Source organism: Clostridium sp. Cult2 (genome assembly GCF_021655075.1).
Taxonomy (GTDB): domain Bacteria; phylum Bacillota; class Clostridia; order Tissierellales; family Tepidimicrobiaceae; genus Schnuerera.
In genome coordinates this window covers 34,147-49,784 of record NZ_PPXX01000104.1, presented here as the reverse complement: position 1 = coordinate 49,784, position 15,638 = coordinate 34,147, and the positions used below count along the sequence as shown (strand labels likewise).

15 protein-coding genes are annotated in these 15,638 nt (G+C 30.9%); all 15 read right to left on the bottom strand.

What is annotated here, in order from left to right; genetic code table 11:
- Nucleotides 1–202: 202 nt before the first annotated feature.
- Nucleotides 203–1,276 (bottom strand): cell division protein FtsZ, encoded by a 1,074-nt coding sequence (ftsZ, locus tag C3E90_RS11680; protein ID WP_236915849.1) that lies wholly within the window; start codon nt 1,274–1,276, stop codon nt 203–205.
- A 119-nt stretch (nt 1,277–1,395) separates the two neighbouring features.
- Nucleotides 1,396–1,743: a small basic family protein gene (locus C3E90_RS11675; protein WP_236915848.1), complete on the bottom strand. Its 348-nt coding sequence runs from the start codon at nt 1,741–1,743 to the stop codon at nt 1,396–1,398.
- Between the two features lies 1 nt (nt 1,744).
- On the bottom strand, nt 1,745–2,473 hold the full coding sequence (locus C3E90_RS11670; RefSeq protein WP_236915847.1) for a DUF881 domain-containing protein: 729 nt from the start codon (nt 2,471–2,473) through the stop codon (nt 1,745–1,747).
- A gap of 16 nt (nt 2,474–2,489) precedes the next feature.
- A complete protein-coding gene (locus C3E90_RS11665) occupies nt 2,490–3,218 on the bottom strand; it encodes a DUF881 domain-containing protein (protein WP_236915846.1) in 729 nt (242 codons plus the stop codon).
- 10 nt (nt 3,219–3,228) lie between these two features.
- Nucleotides 3,229–3,984 carry a cell division protein FtsQ/DivIB gene (locus C3E90_RS11660; protein ID WP_236915845.1) on the bottom strand — a complete coding sequence of 252 codons (756 nt, stop codon included), beginning with the start codon at nt 3,982–3,984 and terminating at the stop codon, nt 3,229–3,231.
- 54 nt (nt 3,985–4,038) lie between these two features.
- A complete protein-coding gene (gene murA, locus C3E90_RS11655; RefSeq protein ID WP_236915844.1) occupies nt 4,039–5,292 on the bottom strand; it encodes a UDP-N-acetylglucosamine 1-carboxyvinyltransferase in 1,254 nt (417 codons plus the stop codon).
- Between the two features lie 76 nt (nt 5,293–5,368).
- Nucleotides 5,369–6,472 carry an undecaprenyldiphospho-muramoylpentapeptide beta-N-acetylglucosaminyltransferase gene (gene murG, locus C3E90_RS11650; RefSeq protein WP_236915843.1) on the bottom strand — a complete coding sequence of 368 codons (1,104 nt, stop codon included), beginning with the start codon at nt 6,470–6,472 and terminating at the stop codon, nt 5,369–5,371.
- 4 nt (nt 6,473–6,476) lie between these two features.
- Entirely contained in the window at nt 6,477–7,595 is a 1,119-nt protein-coding gene (gene ftsW, locus C3E90_RS11645; protein WP_236915842.1) for a putative lipid II flippase FtsW, read from the bottom strand.
- A 1-nt stretch (nt 7,596) separates the two neighbouring features.
- Complete coding sequence (gene murD, locus C3E90_RS11640; protein WP_236915841.1) at nt 7,597–8,958, bottom strand: UDP-N-acetylmuramoyl-L-alanine--D-glutamate ligase; 1,362 nt, start codon at nt 8,956–8,958, stop codon at nt 7,597–7,599.
- A gap of 19 nt (nt 8,959–8,977) precedes the next feature.
- Nucleotides 8,978–9,943: a phospho-N-acetylmuramoyl-pentapeptide-transferase gene (gene mraY, locus C3E90_RS11635; RefSeq protein WP_236915840.1), complete on the bottom strand. Its 966-nt coding sequence runs from the start codon at nt 9,941–9,943 to the stop codon at nt 8,978–8,980.
- A 30-nt stretch (nt 9,944–9,973) separates the two neighbouring features.
- On the bottom strand, nt 9,974–11,437 hold the full coding sequence (locus C3E90_RS11630) for a UDP-N-acetylmuramoyl-L-alanyl-D-glutamate--2,6-diaminopimelate ligase (protein WP_236915839.1): 1,464 nt from the start codon (nt 11,435–11,437) through the stop codon (nt 9,974–9,976).
- Between the two features lie 111 nt (nt 11,438–11,548).
- The gene (locus C3E90_RS11625) at nt 11,549–13,540 is read right to left on the bottom strand and encodes a penicillin-binding transpeptidase domain-containing protein (RefSeq protein WP_236915838.1); all 1,992 of its coding nucleotides are present in this window, start codon (nt 13,538–13,540) and stop codon (nt 11,549–11,551) included.
- Nucleotides 13,541–13,551: 11 nt separating this feature from the next.
- Complete coding sequence (locus tag C3E90_RS11620) at nt 13,552–14,019, bottom strand: hypothetical protein (protein WP_236915837.1); 468 nt, start codon at nt 14,017–14,019, stop codon at nt 13,552–13,554.
- A 28-nt stretch (nt 14,020–14,047) separates the two neighbouring features.
- Complete coding sequence (gene rsmH, locus C3E90_RS11615; protein WP_236915836.1) at nt 14,048–14,980, bottom strand: 16S rRNA (cytosine(1402)-N(4))-methyltransferase RsmH; 933 nt, start codon at nt 14,978–14,980, stop codon at nt 14,048–14,050.
- An 18-nt stretch (nt 14,981–14,998) separates the two neighbouring features.
- Nucleotides 14,999–15,430, bottom strand: a complete 432-nt coding sequence (gene mraZ / locus C3E90_RS11610; protein WP_236915835.1) for a division/cell wall cluster transcriptional repressor MraZ — start codon at nt 15,428–15,430, stop codon at nt 14,999–15,001.
- Nucleotides 15,431–15,638: the final 208 nt, after the last annotated feature.

Here is a 15,638-nt window from a genome sequence, read left to right as displayed (position 1 = left end):
TTTTCTATTAATAGGTATTCAGCATATATATACAATAGAATACCTCCTTTATATGAAATTCTTATACTAAAAGCTTATTCAATAAATATAATATTTATGTCTATTATATATAATCATCAAGTAAAAATTTGTCATTATTTAATAATAAAAAAAACGTATCTCAGCATCGAGAAACGTTTTTTGACATTTATTTCATAAAAAATTATTTATTTTTTTTCCTTAAAAAAGGCGGAATATCTAAATCATCCAATTGGAAATCTTTAGCTGCAGCACTTTCTTCTTCAATATTAAACTCAAAAGTTTGATCTGTTCTTCTTCTCCTTTCGATATCAAATCCTGTCGCTATTACTGTTATTTTTATCTCATCTTTTAATGTTTCATCTACCCCTGCACCAAAGATAATATTAGCATCTTGATCAACAGCTTGTCTTATTAAATCAGCTGCTTCATTGACTTCAAATAGTCCTAGGTCTTCTCCTCCAGTAATATTTAACAATACAGCTTTAGCTCCATCAATGGAAGTTTCTAATAATGGACTCTTGATGGCTTGCTTTGCAGCTTCTACGGATCGGTTTTCACCAGAAGCCTTTCCAATTCCCATATGGGCTATACCACGGTTATACATTATGGTTTTTACATCAGCGAAATCCAGATTTATTAAATTGGGAACAGCAATTAAATCTGAAATGCCTTGTATTCCCTGCTTAAGTACTTCATCCGCCATTAAAAAAGCTTGTACCATAGTAGTTTTCTTTTCAGCTACTTGAAGTAATCGATCATTTGGTATAGTTACTAAAGTGTCTACTTTTGTTTTTAATTCCTCTATGCCTTTTTCAGCATGAATTAACCTTCTTCTTCCTTCAAATGTAAAAGGTTTCGTAACAACTCCCACAGTAAGTATCCCTAGTTCTTTTGCTACTTCAGCAATTATAGGTGTAGCTCCTGTACCTGTACCACCACCCATGCCTGCTGTAATGAAAATCATGTCTGCACCTTTTAAAGCTTCAGTAATTTCATTTCGATTTTCTTCAGCTGCCTTCATGCCTATCTCGGGATTAGCACCAGCACCTAATCCTCTGGTCAGTTTTTCCCCTATCTGTAATTTATGCTCTGCTCTTGATGAATAAAGGGCTTGTCTATCAGTATTGACTGCAATAAAATCAATTCCTCTAACCCCACAATCGATCATTCTATTTACAGCATTATTTCCTCCACCACCCACACCAACCACTTTTATCTTTGCAAACTCTTCAACATCTACATCAAAATCAAACATAGATTTAACCCCCTTATCAATTAGTTAAAAACCTTTCATTAATCTTGAATATTAATATGCTTCAATTCCTAGAATCTTTAATAATAAATAGCACCAGCGTAAATACTACAGTTTAGATATCATCCTTGGTTTTTAAATCTCTTTTTAATCAAAATACGTCTAATACTTGCAAAGTTTTCAAATAACCTCCCTCCAAATGTGAAGATTGCAGCATAATATAGTGGGACACCAAGTCTATCTCCAATATAAGCTAAAAAGGCTGCTAGGATTGCATTACCAAAAAAACCAGACATAAAAATACCTAAATCAAATTTCCTCTCCAAATTTGCTCTGATTCCTCCAAAAACGGAATCCAAGCAGGCTAAAATGGCCACTGAAATATATAAAGAATATTGAACATTATAAGTATATGGTAATATAAGGCCTATTGCTATTCCAATCAATATACCTATTGAAGCAAAAAACATATTAATCACCTTCTTTTGATGGTTTTGCATATTTAAAATTAAATCTTCCATTATATTTTGGAATTATTATATTATCTTCTATAGTAGTTTCTATATATATTTGATCTATAGTCTTTAAGGCATAACCGTAGGTGTTAGGAGCATTTATGGCTGCATTTAATAATTTTGGTTCACCAATAGCTTTTATATAAAATGGTGTTCCTACACTTCTTCCATTTATCCTTATTATAGGGCCGCCACATTTTATTTCAGATATAGATAATACTCTCTGATTATTAATACTTATTGCTTCAGCTCCAGCACTTCTTAAATCGTTTATTATCCTTAGAACATCTGCATCATGAATTAAATCTAAGTCATATTCCTGACCAAAAGCTTCTTCTGACATATTATCTTGCATTTTGATTGCTATTCCTGGACCTTGAACATCTTCAAAGCCTGCAGCTAATTTATTTTTATTCAATTCAGAGTGCAAAATATCTATAATATTTTCATCACCGCTAGCTATGCTTTCAAGCATATTAATTTGATTGTTTTTACTATCTATCATTATTTTAAGTTCCTCAATTTCTTTATTCACTGCATTTATCTCATTTTTAGTAGCTTGTATTGAATTCAACGTAACTGGTGCAAAAATGGGTATATTCTGCTTGAACTGGATTGCTATAAAAATACCCAATAATAGAGAAAAAGCAAAAACTACTAAATTAGGTTTATTTATTCTTTTCATATAAATCCCCCAAATTTTAATTGGACTCTCCTTCTACAGGTTGTGAATAGACAAATTCTATTAGTTTTCTATATTTTGGTATTTTTATATTCTTTTCTTTAGCTAAAAGTACATTATAATCATAGTATTTCAATGTCCAAACAATTCCTCTCTTAATTGATAAGGCTGATTCTAAAGTTTCTGGATTTCCAATGGCCTTAATTACGATTGGCGAATTAATTGAAACTCCATTTATCTCTATATGATCTCCTGCTCTTTCTATCTCAGTAAAGGCAGTATATCTTTGATCATTAATCGAAATGGCCTCCGCTTCAGCCGCATTTAAAACACTAATAGTCTGAAGTATCAAATCTAAATCATCTACAATGCTATATTCTATTCCAAATTGCACGTCAGCAGGTGGCTCTTGGATTTCTAAAACTATTCCAGGACCTTCTAAGTCAACATAGCCTGCCAATATTCTATACTTCTCCAAATCTTTATATAGATTTTCAGCATAGACGTTATTATCCACTTCACCTTTTTCATATTGTTTTATCTTGTTTTCAGCTTCATTCAAAGCATTTAAAGCTGTGTCTCTTTCTTCTTGGGCTTTCTTTAAATCTATAGCCAATTGTTGAGCTCTCTGGGTTGGTAAAACCCCTTCCCCAACAGTATTACTAACGGTTTTAAATTGTATAGCTAAAATAATGCCTAAAAATAAGGAAACTAATGTAATAGCTATTTGACCATTTTTCTTTTTCATACAATTCCCCCTACCTATCATCTGTGACTACTATTGGATTATTACCTTTGTTTAGTAATATTTGTTTAACCCTTATATCTTTTTTTCCTATATCATCTAGTATATTATTTAGGAAGCTCAATTTATATTTTACATTATCTAAAGGTCCAAAAGCAACCTTAATACCATCTTTTAATTCAATCATTGTATTATTATTATCGGTAAAATTTACATATTTCATTAATAATAAAAGATTTGATTTTTCACAATAAGTGATAAACTCTTTAATACTATCCCTTTCTAATAAATTAAATATATTATTCCCTACCTCCAAATCAGTAAATTCCAAACCAAATATTTGAGGTAAATTAACTTCTTCAATCTTATCTGCTATGGTCAATATATATCCTTCATCATCTATAAAAACGTAAGAGCCTATATAAGATATTATTGCAATTTCTTGTCTTTCATCTATCTCAATAATTATATCCTTTGGAAACCTTCTTTTTATCTTAGCTTCTTTAATATAAGGTAATCTTTCCAAGCTTTCTTTGCCTCTTTTTCTGCTTATTTTAAAAATATTTTCTCCCTTATTACACATAGAAGCCTGTACAACTTGCTCATAACTCATCTTATTGATTCCAACAACCTTTATGCTTCTTATATTAAAAAAATCAGTTTTAAAAACAAATAAGTAAAGCAGTATTATTATTAAAACAAATAAAAGTAATTTTAGTATTCTCTTTCTCTTCTCGATTCTTCTTTTAGAATTTTTCTTATTTTTCATTTGTTAACCCACCTATTCGCTTGTCCTAAACATAGGTAGCAGCTAAAGCTGCTGTTAATCAATCTTTCTAATATCAGCGCCTAATTGTTTCAATTCCATGTGGAAATTTTCATACCCTCTTTCAATATGATACATATTTTCCACCTCAGTAACCCCTCTTGCTGCTAAACCTGCTAAAACAAGGCATGCTCCTCCCCTTAAATCCTTTGCAGTAGTCTTTGCTCCTGTCAATTCTTTTACGCCCTTAATTATTGCTACTTTACCAAATATTTTAATATTTGAACCCATTCTAATTAACTCTTCAGCATGTTTAAATCTATTTTCAAATACTGTCTCTGATATGATACTTGTACCATTTGCAATACTTAATAAGGCCATCATTTGTGCCTGCATATCAGTAGGAAATCCAGGGTAAGGTAATGTTTGAATCATTTCAATTGAATTAATTTTTTTTGGTCCTATTACTTTTAAAGAATTATTATCGCTATATATTAAACTACCTGCTTCTTTTAATTTTGCAATAATGGCTTGTAAATGATCGATAATAATATTTTTTACAACTACTTCACCTTCAGTTATTGCAGAAGCTATCATAAAAGTTCCCGCTACTATTCTATCTGGTATAGTATTATGGGTTACATTAGTAAATTTTTCTACTCCATCAATAATAATTACACTTGTACCAGCACCATTTATCTTTGCTCCAGCCTTGTTTAAAAAGTTTTGCAAATCAATTATCTCAGGTTCCCTTGCAGCATTACGAATTATAGTAGTTCCTTTAGCTTTCACAGCTGCTAACATAATGTTTTCCGTGGCACCAACACTTGGATAATCAAGCTGTATCTCGTTTCCTTTTAGTCCTTTAGTCCTACAATGTATAAACCCATGAGATTCTTCTATCTCTGCACCTAATTCTTTTAATGCTTTAAGATGCATATCAATTGGTCTAGGCCCAATTTCACAGCCGCCTGGATAAGAAATCACAACTTCCCCAGTTCTAGATAACATAGCTCCCATAAATATTATTGATGATCGCATTTCTCTTACTAATTCCTCAGGAATTTTAATATTATTTAAGGGTTTTGAATCCACCCAAATCATTTTATCCATTTTTTTTACACTACAACCAAGGGATAATAGTATTTTCTTCATAATTTCCACATCTCTAAGATCAGGAACATTGAAAATTGTACTTTCATTAGCTCCTATAACAGTAGCGGCTAAAATAGGTAAGATTGCATTCTTTGCCCCAGAAATGCTAATTTCTCCAGTTAATCTATTGCCCCCAGTTACAATTATTTTCCCCATTATCGCACCTCCAAATATGACTAAATAGACGTATATGAACATATTATGCATATTAATTGGAAGTGTGACAAAGTAATTATCTAGTTAATTCGTCTATAATATTGACAATTTTTTCTGTTGCATCTATCCTACCTAAAGATTGGCTTTTTTTACTCATTTCCCTAAGTTTAGCCCTGTCCATAACAATATTATGAATAGCTTCATTTAGACCTTCTCCAGTCAAATCCTTTTCTAAAATTAAATGAGCAGCACCATTTTCACTAAAAGCTTTTGCATTATATTCTTGATGATTTTCAGCAGTATAACCTTTTGGTATCAATATGCTTGGTACACCAATAGCAGAAATTTCTGCTAAAGTAATAGCTCCAGCACTAGTAATAACTAAATCTGCTACATTATATCCCTTAAGAATGTCATAAAAATATGGTAAAACTCTTATATTCTGTTTGATGTCTAATTTTTCCATTTTTAACCTATTTGTAAATTCTTCATAAAACCTTTTTCCTGTTACATGGATAATTTGCAAATTATCATTAAATATATTTTTTTTAATCACATAAAACATGGCTTCGTTTAATTTTTTCTGACCACCACTACCACCAAAAGAAAGTATAAAAGGTACATTAGGATGGATATTTAAATCCTTATAAGCTTGTTTTTTATCAATATCCATTATGCTTTTTCGTATTGGATTACCTGTAATAATTGTTTTATCTGGATATTTGAAATACTTCTTTGATTCCTTGAAAGTTATAAGAACCTTGTCTACATATCTAGCAAGAATTTTATTGGTAATACCCGGAAAAGCATTTTGCTCATGGATTACTGTAGGAATTTTTTTTCTACTAGCCATGTACACCACAGGCCCACATACATAGCCTCCAGTTCCTATTACTACATCTGGATTAAACTCTTTAATAATCTTATTCGCATCCATTAGACCCAGAAACAATTCTTTGACAGCTTTAAATGAATTTAGATTGATTTTTCTAGGCATCCACATAACTCTAATGGTTTTAAAATTAAAACCCTCTTTTGGAATTAATTCACTTTCAAGTCCTTTTTCAGTTCCAACATATAAAATTTCTGCTTCCTTATGTCTATTTTTTATCTCCCAAGCTATTGCCAAAGCTGGATAAATATGTCCTCCGGTTCCTCCTCCAGTTATAAGATATTTCATGATTTCAACTCCTATCCAATTTTACATATCTTGATATATTTAATAGAATACCTACCGATGACATATATAGAATCAATGATGTTCCTCCATAACTAACAAAAGGTAGTGGAATTCCAGTTGTTGGTATGGACGATGTTACAACTGCAATATGGATTAAAGATTGAATTGTAATTAATGCAACTATACCTGTAGCTAATAAACATCCAAATAAATCATTTACATTTAAAGCTATCCTAATCCCTCTCCAAATGAGTACCATAAATAATAAGATTACAGTTAATGCACCTAAAAATCCTAATTCCTCCCCAATAATTGCAAATATAAAATCATTATGTGGTTCTGGAATATAGAAAAACTTCTGTCTACTTTTACCCAAGCCTAATCCAAATAATCCACCAGACCCTAAGGCATATAGAGACTGAACTGCTTGCCATCCAGTATCTATTTTGTCTGCAAAAGGGTCTAAAAAAGCTGTTAATCTTTTCATTCTATATTCATTTTCATCACTGAAAATTGCCATCACTAATCCAGCAGAAGCTCCTATTATCATTAATAACAAATGACTAATTTTCATTCCAGCTACAAAGAAAATACTCATTAAAGTCATGGCTAAAGTTACTGTTGTACCTAAATCCTTTTGTAAATATATCATCCCACAGGATAAACCAATAATTAGTACAGTAGGGATAGTAGATTTTTTAAAATCCTTTATTATATCCTTCCTTTTAGATAAAAAAGCTGCTAAAAAGATAATAGCTCCCAACTTTATTACATCTGAAGGCATAAAGGTTGTAAAACCTAAATTAACCCATCTTCTTGCTCCTTTTTTAACAATTCCTAAGGGAGTAAATATTAAAAGACCACTTAGCAATGAAACAATATATATTAGCCAAGACATCCTTTTAATGATTCTATAATCAAAATTCATAAAGAAAAGCATTGCAATTAATCCTAAAATAGATGCAAATATTTGTTTCTTTAAAAAATGGTATCCATCATTAAAAGATTTTATGCCTTCTGGCCAAGATGAACTAAAAACCATTATTATTCCTATAAATACTAGGAGTAATGTTGCTAAAAGTAGAGTGAAGTCACAAGCTCTTTTTTTAACCTTTTTAGCCATTTTAGTCCTCCCTTAAGTTATATACACAATTTTTAAAATCATTTCCTCTCACTTCAAAACTACTATACATATCCCAAGATGCACAAGCAGGTGATAATAATATGTTATCTCCACTTTCTGCTAATTCATAGCTTTTTATAACTGCATCTTTCATACTATTTACTATATATATATTATTGAATCCATATTTTATTGCAGTATTCATTATTTTTTCTTTAGTTTCTCCTAATAATACAATGGATTTTACTTTATCCTTAAAGGATAGAATAAAATCATCATATTCACTTCCCTTATCATGACCTCCCGCTATTAATATAATGGGAGATTCAACAGCCTCTACTGCTTTTATACTTGCTTCAGGATTAGTCCCTTTAGAATCATTATAAAATTTAATCCCATTAATAGTATCTACATACTCAATTCTATGTTCAACACCAGGAAAAGTTTTAAGTATTTCATTCATTAATCTAATATCTAGTCCCATAATCCAACCTATAACAACGCTAGCGAGAACATTTTCCAAATTATGCTTTCCTAACATCTTTATTTCATTAACTCTTATGACCTTTTCTATTTCATTACCATCATCTATTACTACATACCCATCCTCTATATATATTCCCTTTGAAAGTTTACTCTCAACACTAAACCATATAATATTGGATTTGATTTCTTTTTCCATACTCTTTAGCAATTTATCATCATAATTTAGAACAGTATATTCATTTTTTGATTGATTAGCAAATATTTTTTTCTTTGCTTCAATGTAATTATCTAGAGTACCATGCCAATTCAAATGATCTGGTGTAATATTTAAAATTAAACTTATTTTAGGGTTGAACTTTATCGTATTTGCCAATTGGAAACTACTTGCTTCAATAACAAATATATCTTCTTTAGAAGAATTAACAATATCCCATAGAATTCCAACACCAATATTTCCTGATACATGTGTAGAAAATCCAGCTTTTTTGAAATATTCTCCAACCAAAGTAGTTGTAGTAGTTTTCCCATTTGTTCCAGTAATAGTAATAAAATTGCTATCGGGACTAATCCTATATGCTAATTCCAAATCCGTAATCACTTCTATATCTTTTTTATCAGCTTCTTTAATAATATCCAAATTTGCTGGTATTCCTGGGCTTTTAACTATCAAATCTATGCCCTTTAAAGGAACATCATTAGTTCCTAAAAATAAATCTATATCTAAATGCTCTATTTGTGAAAGATTATCTATTAAATCCTTTTCATCTTTTAGATCACTAATAGATACTTTTGCTCCCAATTTATTCAAAGCTTTAACAGTTGATACTCCACTAATACCTAGACCTAATATTAGTACATTTTTATTCTTTAAGTTCATGATTACACCTTGCTTTCTATTAGTTTAAACTTGCCACACCTATTAAACATAGCATGACAGTAATACTCCAAAATACAATTACTACTTTAGTTTCTTTCCACCCTTTTTGTTCAAAATGATGATGAAGAGGGCTCATCAAAAATACTCTTTTCCTTGTAAGCTTAAAAGAGACAACTTGAATAATTACAGATAAAGCTTCAGCAAAATATATACCCCCCACTATTGGAATCATCAAAGGTAAATTTAATAATATTGCAATAGCAGAAACAGCTCCACCTAAAGCCATTGAACCAGTATCTCCCATGAATATCTTTGCTGGATAAGCATTATATATTAAAAATCCAAGACATGCTCCAGTTAGAGCAGCTGAAAAAATTGAGATGCTATCCATCCCCCAATTTAAAGCAACTAATCCAAAGAAAGATAAAACTATTAAAGTAACTCCTGAAGCTAATCCATCTAATCCATCTGTTAAATTCACACTATTTACTGTACCAACAACTACAAAAGCAATGAAAGGTACATATAACATCCCTAAATCTAAATATCTATTACTAAAAAAGGGAATAATAACCTTGGTTCCTAACATAGATGTATTCGATTGATAAAGAGCTAATAAAGTAGCAAAGAATATTTGCCCAATTAATTTTTGATAAGCCTTCAATCCTAAAGACCTTCTATTTCTAATTTTCATATAATCATCAATAAATCCAATAAGACCAAAACCGATGGTGGATATTAGTAAAACATACATATCACTATTTAGTAGTCCTGAACTTATTGTAGTAATAAGTAATGCAATTATTATTATTATGCCCCCCATAGTTGGAGTACCAGATTTAGATAGATGGGTTTTAGGTCCATCATCTCTTACATTTTGACCAATATTGAGTTTTTTTAATATTGGAATTATTATAGGTCCTAAAAAAGCAGTTATTATAAATGATATAATAACAACTCTAATAATATCTAAGTATTCAACCATTTGTTTTCTCCTCTCTCGTATCTATTGCTATTATTTTTTCGAATTATTAAGTATATCTAATACTATTTGTTTTTCATCAAAAGGGATGATTTTATCCTTAATTATAGTATAGGTTTCATGTCCCTTTCCAGCCAATAATATTATATCTTTTGGTTTTGCATTTAATAAGGCGAATTCTATTGCTTCTCTTCTATCAGTAATAGTTACATATTTCCCATTTGCCTTTTCAACTCCTACTATTATATCTTTAATAATTTCATCTGGATTTTCAAACCTTGGATTATCTGAAGTTACTATACATAGATCTGCATGTTTTGCCACGGTCTCTCCCATAGTAGGCCTTTTGGTTTTATCCCTATTTCCTCCTGCTCCAAAAATAACAATTTTTCTACCCTCAGCAAATTGGTCTATAGTAGTCAAAACCTTCTCTAACCCATCAGGTGTATGAGCATAATCAATTATTACGCTGTAATCCCTATCTATTGGTACTACTTCAAACCGTCCTTTAATACCACTAATGGATTCTATTCCTGTTTTAATGGAATCCAAATCCATATTATATATAACACCACAAGAGGCTGCTGCCAATGCATTGTATACATTAAATCCACCTAATAATTTCAAATTAATGGGAATAGAACCTATTGGAGTATTTAAAATAAAATCTACTCCCTTAGTATTACAAATTACATCTGTAGCATATATATCCCATTTCTTATCAATACCATATGTAATAGTTGGTGTAGAATTATTAATATCATTTAACATTCTCCTTCCAAAAGGGTCATCCCCGTTAATTATATTATATTTTTTTGTTCTATTAAATAGTTTAAGTTTACTACTATAATAATTTTCCATAGTTAAATGATAATCCAAGTGATCTTCAGTAAGATTGGTAAATATACCCACTTGAAAATCCATATATTCTACTCTTTTTAAATCTAAAGAATGGGAAGATACTTCCATAACACAATATTCTGTATTAGCCTCTACCATTTTTCTTAAATGTTCTTGTATAGTCAAAGATTCAGGAGTAGTATTTTTAATATCTACAACTTTATTATCTATTATTGAACCTAGAGTACCAATTAACCCTGTTTTTTTATGCTTTGCATCAAAAATACTCTTTATAAAATATGTAGTTGAAGTTTTCCCGTTAGTACCAGTAACCCCTATTAAATTCAATTCCTTTGATGGTTCCATAAAATATCTAGATGAAATTTTAGCTAAAGCTTCAATTGTATCATCAACTTTAATTAATGTAATATTGTATTTGTTTATTTGAACATCCTTTTCAACTATAATACACGTGGCCCCTTTTTCAACAGCTTCATTTACATAATTATGACCATCTACAGTAAATCCTTCTATAGCAATAAACATATCATTACTGGTAATTTTCCTAGAATCATGTTCAATACCTCGAATATTAATATCCATGGTACCACTAATAACCTCATACTTACAACCTTTCACTAAAGATAATAGTTTCAACTCTCCCCCTGCTTTCATTCATTTTAATATAATGAATTAAAAGGCAACTATAAAAGTCGCCCCTTAATAATATACTCTTTAGTAAATGATAATTCAACTTTTATATAATATTTAATTTTCCCCTTTATCATCTTCATCTAAATATAAATCTATTATAGAACCTTTGGTCACTTCAGTACCTGGCAATGGGAATTGGTCAATTATCATGGAGTTTTCTATGATATTCAAGGATTCAGTTGTATATTTAAACCCCAATTCAGATAATTTTTTGCCAGCTTCTTCTATTGTCATATTTCGCACATCAGGCACTTCTATGGTGTATTCAAATAGTTCTTTTTCTTCTTCAGTAAATTCTGGTTTAATTTCAAGATAAGATAGAGTTTCCTCAATTATCTTACCTGCTACAGGAGCAGCAACACTACCACCATAATAGATACCTTCAGGTTCATCTACAATAACCAATACAGCTATCTTTGGATTTGTAGCTGGTGCCACTGCTACAAATGAACCAATATACTTTCCAGGTGCATATCTTCCATCTATTATCTTTTGAGCGGTCCCAGTTTTCCCAGCCACCTTATATCCTGGTACATAAGCATTGGAACCAGTCCCTTTTGAAACAACACCTTCCATTAAATCCAACATGGTATCTGAAGTTGCCTTGGATATAACCTGTCGTCTAACTTCTGGTTTGTTTTCTATAATAACATTGCCTTCATTATCAATTAACTGTGATACAAGCCTTGGCTTCATTAGATTACCACCATTAGCAATTGCTGATACTGCATTAATTAGTTGTATCGGGGTTACAGCTACTCCATGACCATAAGACATAGTAGCCACATTAATTTCTCTTATTACATCCGTATTAATTGGTATTATTCCTCCTTGCTCACCAGTTAACTCAATACCAGTTTTTTCCCCAAATCCAAAGGCTTTAATATATTTATAAAGTTTTTCTTTTCCTAATCTTCTCCCTAAATCAACAAAAACCACATTACATGAATTTTCAATACCTTCCCTTAAAGTTTGAGCTCCATGAGGATTATACCATCTAGCGCATTTTAAAACTTCACCAGGTATATCTCTTACAAACCCATTACAGTAAAAATTACTATTGACATTTACTATGTTTTCTTCAAGAGCAGCAGCAGCTACTATTGTTTTAAAGGTAGAACCAGGTTCATAAGCATCATTAATTGCAAAATTACGCCACATATCATACCACTCTTTTTTCAATTCCTCATCAGATAAATTTTCCCATACTTTCTTTTCTTCTTCATCTAAAGGTTCCCTAGGATTATTTGGATTATATTGTGGTAAAGTTGTCATTGCAAGTATATCTCCATTATTTGGTTCCATAACTAATATTGAAACGTTTTTGGCTTTATTTGTTATTAAAGATTCCATGGCAGCCTTCTCAACAAAATGCTGTATAGTTTCATCAATAGTTAATACTACATTTAATCCATCTTCCGCATCATAAATCCTTTCCCCATCATAGGGCATCTGTCTACCCTTTGCATCTTCTGTTTTAACCCATCTTCCAGGGGTTCCAGATAGATATTTATCATAGGTCTTTTCAATTCCATATAACCCATAATTGTCTATATCAGTAAAACCAATAATATAACTTGCAAAATCTTCATAAGGATAATATCTTTTATTATCATCAACAACTTCAATTCCTGACAATCCTAAGTTCCTTAATGTTTTAGCTTCTTCTTTGGTTATCCATTGCTTTATCTTTTCCACATTTGATTTTTTTATAATTTTTTCATAAACTACCTTTTCCTCCATGCCTAGTACTTCTGCCACCTGCTTTGCTGTCTCTTCTGGATTTGTTATATCAGCAGGGCTAGCCCATACAGTATAGGAACTAACAGAAATAGCTAATTTTTTCCCATTTCTATCGTATATAATACCCCTTTTAGATTTTATTTCTATGCCCTTTGTCCATTGTTCTAAGGCTCCTTTTTTCAATTCTTCCCCTGTTGCAATTTGAATATACCCTAGTCTTACAATAAGTGAAAAAATCACTACTATAACTACAATAAATATAAATATCAATCTTTTTTTTGAAGAATTACTAGGTACTGCCAAAGCTAACCCCCCTAAAATAAACTCAGTACCAAATTCATAATACTTTTAAATTTTCTCGCTATGGAAAATTCCTCTGTTATATTTAGTTTGTCTGCATAAGATAGTTCATCTATATCTAGATAAACTACCTGTTCTTCTGATGGATAATCCATACCTAGCTTTACCATTGCGTCTTCTTGAATTTTAGAAGAGCTTTTTATAGTTTCTAATTCTGCAACTAGAATTTCCTTCTCTTTTTCTAATTCAATTTTTTGCTTCTCCAATTCTGTAATCTCCAATCTAAGCTTTGTAATATTGGCATATCTATATAGTATAAGCAAAGATAATAATAATCCAATCATTGCAATTCCCATAATAGCCAATCTATACAAAGCTTTATTCTTTTTCTTTCTTGTTACAACTCTTCTTCTAGTTTTTTTCTTTTCTATGTCAATTTCTTCAGGATAATAATAATCAAATTCTTTCTTAGCTACTAACAATTTATTCCTACCCCCTTTGTTTTAGAACTTAAACCCGTTCAGCTATTCTTAACTTTGAGCTTCTAGCTCTGGGATTCTTCCCCACTTCTTCTAAACTTGGTGTTATTGGTTTCCTTGTAATTATATTAATCTCTTTTTCCTTATCACAGACACATATTGGAAACTCAGGTGGACATATGCAATCTCTGTTTAATTCTTTAAATTTCTCTTTTACAATTCTGTCTTCTAGGGAGTGAAAAGTAATTATACATAACCTTCCTCCTTTGTTAAGCAATCTACACATTGTAGGTATGCTCCTTTCCAATACATCTAACTCTCTGTTTACCTCTATCCTAATAGCTTGAAAGGTTCTCTTAGCAGGGTGGTGACCTTCCATTCTAACCTTTTTAGGTATAGCTTTTTTGATAACATCCACTAAATCCAAAGTGGTATCAATTGATTTCAATTTTCTCTCATTTACTATAAACTCTGCAATGCGTTTTGCCCATCTTTCCTCCCCATAATCCCAAATAACCTTTTCTAATTCTATCTGAGAGTATTTGTTTACTACATTCCATGCTGTAAATTCTTTACTCTTATCCATTCTCATATCTAAAGGAGCATCTTTATGATAGGAGAAACCTCTTTCTTCCTGGTCTAATTGATGAGAAGACACCCCTATATCCAATAAAATTCCATCAACTTTTTCAACTTTCAAATCAGATAATATTTTCTGTATATTAACATAGTTATCATGAACTAATATTGTCTTATCCAAATAATTCTTTAACACTTCTTTTGCTTTTTTTATTGCATTTAAGTCCTGATCAATACCTATTAATTTGCCTGTTGTCAACTTTTTAACTATTTCTAAAGAATGACCAGCACCACCTAAGGTTCCATCTACATAAATTCCATCTTTTTTTATATTTAATCCATCTATTGCTTCTTTTAGCAATACAGGTGTGTGTTCAAATACCAAACCATTCACTCCTCAATATTAAATTCCTAATTCCGCCATTTTTTCAGCGATACTATCATAACTTAAACTATCATCATCATTGTAAGCAATCCATTCTTCTTTGCTCCATATCTCAATTCGGGCAGCCACACCAATAATTACAGCATCTTTCTCTAGTTTTGCATGTTCCCTTAAGTTGCTAGGTATAAGTACCCTTCCTTGTTTATCCAATATACATTCGGTAGCCCCCGCAAAGAAAAATCTTACAAAAGCTCTAGCATCCCTATTTGTAAGTGGTAAAGATCTTAATCTTTTTTCAAGTACCTGCCACTCTTCATTGGGATAAACAAATAGACAGTTATCAAGGCCTTTGGTCATTATAAAATTTGACCCTAGGTCATCTCTAAATTTTGAAGGCATTATTACCCTTCCTTTATTATCAATAATATGTTGGTATTCACCTATAAACATACCGCTCATCCTTTACTGTCCCTTTTGTTATCTTTTACCCCACTTCCTACCACTTTACCCCACATATTATTAATTCTATACCATTTCATTAATTCCTTCTTTAATTTTAAAATATTTTCTTTTTTTTAGTAGTCCTATAGTCCTATTTTTACATTTTACTTCTTTTTGTATTATTATTTGACAATTTTTCGATAACTAAGCAAAAAAA